At 70.9% G+C, this 4,361-nt stretch carries 3 protein-coding genes; 1 reads left to right on the top strand and 2 read right to left on the bottom strand.

What is annotated here, in order from left to right; all coding sequences use genetic code 11:
• The coding region (locus KBX39_RS24540; protein WP_210872714.1) for a winged helix-turn-helix transcriptional regulator at positions 1 to 232 on the bottom strand (232 nt) is incomplete at its 3' end.
• Between the two features lie 508 nt (positions 233 to 740).
• On the opposite strand from KBX39_RS24540, the gene KBX39_RS24535 reads away from it, so the two are divergent.
• A complete protein-coding gene (locus KBX39_RS24535) occupies positions 741 to 3,461 on the top strand; it encodes a sugar-binding protein (protein ID WP_210872712.1) in 2,721 nt (906 codons plus the stop codon).
• 84 nt (positions 3,462 to 3,545) lie between these two features.
• On the opposite strand, the gene KBX39_RS24530 is transcribed toward KBX39_RS24535, so the two are convergent.
• Positions 3,546 to 4,121: a VanZ family protein gene (locus KBX39_RS24530; protein WP_210872710.1), complete on the bottom strand. Its 576-nt coding sequence runs from the start codon at positions 4,119 to 4,121 to the stop codon at positions 3,546 to 3,548.
• Between the last annotated feature and the right edge of the window lie 240 nt (positions 4,122 to 4,361).

The raw sequence follows: 4,361 nt of genomic DNA, 5'->3' as shown, positions 1-4,361 counted from the left end.
TCTCCCGGGGCCGGCCGGTGGTGGGCGCGCCGGGCCCGCGTTCGATGAGGTAGCCCTCGGCGACGAGTTCCCGCACGAGCGCGGTGACCGTGGCCGCCGAGAGGCCGGTCATCTCGGCCAGGTCCACTCGGGACAGCCGCCGGGCCTGCCGGGCGGCCAAGATCACCGAGAGACGCTTGATCTCACGGGACCGCTCACGGCTGACCGGGCTGGTCGGGGCTTTGTCAGACACGCTTTCTTCCTAGTGTGAAAAAAATGAGACGTCAAGTAACGAGATGATCTCGGAGCTCTGGCCAGCGGAAATTTGGGAAGTGGCAAGCCGGACGCGCCAGGCCACCCCGACATGGCACGCAAAACCGGGCCCTCGCGTCCACATTGGGTGCCCAAAGTTGGGCAAAGCGCCCCCTCCGGCTGGTGCAGGCCGAGTAGCCGGGCCACTGAGCTGCGGGGATTGTTTCTTCGAATAAGGAAGAAAGTCGTCCGGGCCTATTGACGACGCCTCCGCAAGATCCCTAGGTTACGGCCCGAAGGCCTTCCGGTGGACCGATCCGTCGCCACCGTGTGCACCGCTCACGCCGTGACGGTGCGCGTACACCATCACCCCGTTGTCGAGCACCACGACCAGCGAGGACCCAACAGTCCTCAATGGACAGCTGTCCGCGTCACGACCCGGCGCGCGCCGGGCCCGTGACCCGTCCCCCAGCCGCAGCACTCTCGCTTCGAGACGAAGAGGTATGCCCATGAGATGGCGCACCACGGCAGCGATCGCCATGTGCGGTCTTCTGTCGTTGGGCCTGGCCACTCCGGCCCAGGCCAACCCCCAGAACGCAGCACCGAAGCCACAGGCCAAGAAGTCCGACAAGCCCGTCGACCTGGACATCATGTTCATCGGCGCGCACCCGGACGACGAGGCAGGCCAGCTCGGCATGCTCGGATACTGGAACGAGTATCACGGCATGAAGGCCGGCGTCATCACCACCACCCGCGGCGAGGGCGGTGGCAACGCCACCGGTCTCGAGGAGGGCCCGGAGCTCGGCATCCTGCGGGAGGCCGAGGAGCGCAAGGCCGTCGGCTGGGCCGGCGTCGAGCACATCTACAACCTGGACGCGCTCGACTTCTGGTACACCGCGAGCGCCCCGCTGACCGAGGAGGTCTGGGGCCACCAGGAGACGCTGTCCCGGATCGTGCGGGTCCTGCGGACCACCAAGCCCGAGGTCATCCTCACGATGAACCCCTCGGCGACGCAGGGCAACCACGGCAACCACCAGAAGGCGGCCATGCTGGCCGTGGAGGCCTTCTACGCGGCGGCCGACCCGAAGGCGTTCCCGGAGCAGATCAAGAAGGAAGGGCTCAAGCCCTGGCGGGTCTCCCGCATCTTCCAGACCGGTGGCAGCGGCACCACCGGCACCAACGGCCCCGCCTGCGAGACCACGTTCACGCCGGCCGAGGCCAGCAACGTCATCTTCGGCACCTGGCAGGGCTACGAGTCGGCGCGGCACGACGGCAACCGGTGGAACACGGTCCAGACCTGGGCCCGCCGGGAGTACGTGTCGCAGGGCTGGGGCAACAGCTCCTTCCCGACGACCAACCCGGACGCCATCGGCTGCAACCGGCTGACGCTGATCGACACCCGCACGCCGTACCCGGACCCGAACGTGGGCGCCGGCACCGGCGCGCTGCAGGGCGCCACCCTGCGTGCCCCGGGCGGCCTGCCGCTCGGCACCGAGATCCACGTGCGTCCGCGCACCTGGGAGGCCGTCGGCGGCCAGCCCATCAAGGTGGACACCGTCCTGTACGCCGAGAAGGCCGTCACGGGCGCCAAGGTCGCCCTGGACGTCCCGGCCGGCTGGAGCGTCAGCGGCAACGGCAACGTCGGCACGCTGACCCCGGGCAAGGAGGTCGTGAAGACCTTCACCGTCACCCCGCCCGCGCAGGTCGAGGTGGGCACCCGCTTCCGGCTCAACGCCACGCTGACCAGCAAGAAGGACGGCAGCGGCGTCAGCAGCGCCCAGGTGCAGGGCACCGCTCCGGTGCGCGGCACCCTGGAGCCGCTGGAGGAGATCGCCGACTTCCGCGCCTGGACCGTGCGGAACAAGACCCAGCAGCTCGACGCGCTCATCGAGTCCCTGCTGAACATCCCCAGCGGCGGCACCCGCAGCGTCAAGGTCAACCTGACCAACCACGGCACCCGGGTCGAGTCCGGCTCGGTCAAGCTGAACGTTCCCGCCGGCTTCTCGGTGGCCGAGCAGCAGGTGCCGTACAGCGGCCTGCGGCCGGGCGCCACCACCTCGGTGACGTTCACCGTCAGCAACACCGACACGTCGCTGCCGACGGCCAACCGGGCGCCGGACAACGGCGCCTACCGGGTGCAGATCGAGACCAGCTACGTCGGTGGCAGCGCCACCGAGCCGGGCGCGTTCAACCTGGTCCCGACCACCACGATCCCGAAGGCCACCACCGCGCCGACGGTGGACGGTCACGGGCACGACCACGAGTACACCGGCGAGGTCATCGACATCTCCACCCGCTGGGAGGGCACCGCCGCCCCGGCGTCGGACATCTCCGGCACCGCCCAGCTGACCCACACCGACGACGCCCTGTACGCCATCTTCAACATCACCGATGACGTGCTCGGCACCGTCCTGCCGCCGGAGGACTGCAAGCGTCCGCGGCGTAACGACAACATCGAGTTCGGCATCGACCCGCGCGGCAACTCGGCGAACACCTCCACGGTGTTCAACATGGCGCTCTTCCCGGCCACGAACGACCCGGCCAACGGGAACCCGCCGTGCTTCGCCCGGGAGCGGGACAACCACCAGGGCGGCCCGGAGACCGCGCCGGGTGTGGAGATCGCCTCCGTGGTGACCAGCAACCCGTACACGGGTTACCGGATCGAGGTCAAGATTCCGTTCAGCGTGCTGCCGGACACCATCGACCCGAGCCGGATGGGCCTGAACATCCTGGTCAACGACTCGGACACGCAGGACCTCAGCTCGCAGACCCGGGTCGGCTGGTCGACCTGGAGCGGCGTGCGGGCCGACCCGTGGCGCTGGGGCAACGCGCTCCTGCCGGGCCTGCCGGCGCAGCCGTCGGCGCCGAAGGCTCCGATCATGCCCGACACCGCGGCGCTGAGCGTGGACTCGCCGCAGACCCTGCTGCAGTCCGTCTCGGACGGGGTCGCACCGGGTGGTTACGCCAAGCTGGCGGACAACACGGTGAAGCTCAAGAAGGTCACCCGCACCGCCAACAAGGTCTCGGTGCAGCTCCAGGTGAAGAAGGCCGGCACCGCCCGGGTCTTCGTCTGGGACGGCAGCCGGGTCGTGGCGCAGACCCAGGCCAGCCTGCGGAAGGACGGCACGCTCGTCCTGCCGCTGAGCGGGTCGCTCCCGGCCGGCACCTCGCTGCTCGTCTCGTACGAGAGCGGTGGCGCCACCACCGCTCTGGCGAAGAAGCTGTGCTGACCGGACGGTGAACGCGTCGACCTGACGCGCTGACGCGATGGGCCGGGCCGTGAGGTCCGGCCCATCGTGCCGTATCCGGGCCGTTCAGCGTTTCGCCGCCGGCACCGGCAGGGGCCGGTCCGGAGACGCCGGGGCCGGCCACCAGCGGCGCGAGGCCAGCGCGGCCAGTCCGGCGCCGGCGGTGTTGAGCAGGACGTCGTCCACCGAGGACACCCGATCCAGCCGCAGGACGTACTGCGCGACCTCGACCAGGACCGAGCAGCCCGCCGCGAGCGCCAGGATCCGCGGCACCGACGCCAGCGCCGCGAACCGCATCGGGCCGAAGAACCCGAGCGCCGCGAACACCAGCAGGTTGCCGACGATCTGGACCGCCACCGTCAGCGGCCCGCTCGCGAGGACGGTCAGCAGGTCCCGCAGCGGCACCAGGCTCACCCGGCCCGGAACCACACCGGCGCCGTCCCCCGGGAGCATGATCATCCAGACCCACGGCGCGGTCCCGTAGACGATGCCGACCTCGGCCAGCGACAGCCGCCAGGCCGGCCCGCCGCCGCGCCGGCGCGCGAGGAGCCACACCACCAGCGCGGCCAACGGCAGCGCGGCCACCGTGACGAGCACGACCCCGTTGATCGTGCCGAACCAGCCGTGCCACCCCTCGACCACGCCGCCTCACCTTCTGTCCGCCCGGGGATCCCGCCAGGTCCGACCGGCGCGGACCGGCGCCCCGGCCCGCTCAGGGTGCCATCCTGCCCGCCACCCCGCGGGCCCCCGCCCCGGGCGGCCCGCGCGGACGACAGCCCGGCGCACGGGCACGACGCGGACCCCCGGCCGACCCACCGCCGCCGACCGGCGCGGGCGCACAATTCCGTGTACGGAACCGGCGCTGCGGAACTTCGATTTCCG

The organism is Micromonospora sp. D75 (assembly GCF_018070405.1).
In the GTDB taxonomy this organism is placed as follows: domain Bacteria; phylum Actinomycetota; class Actinomycetes; order Mycobacteriales; family Micromonosporaceae; genus Micromonospora; species Micromonospora chalcea.
This window is presented reverse-complemented; position numbering and strand designations above follow the sequence as displayed.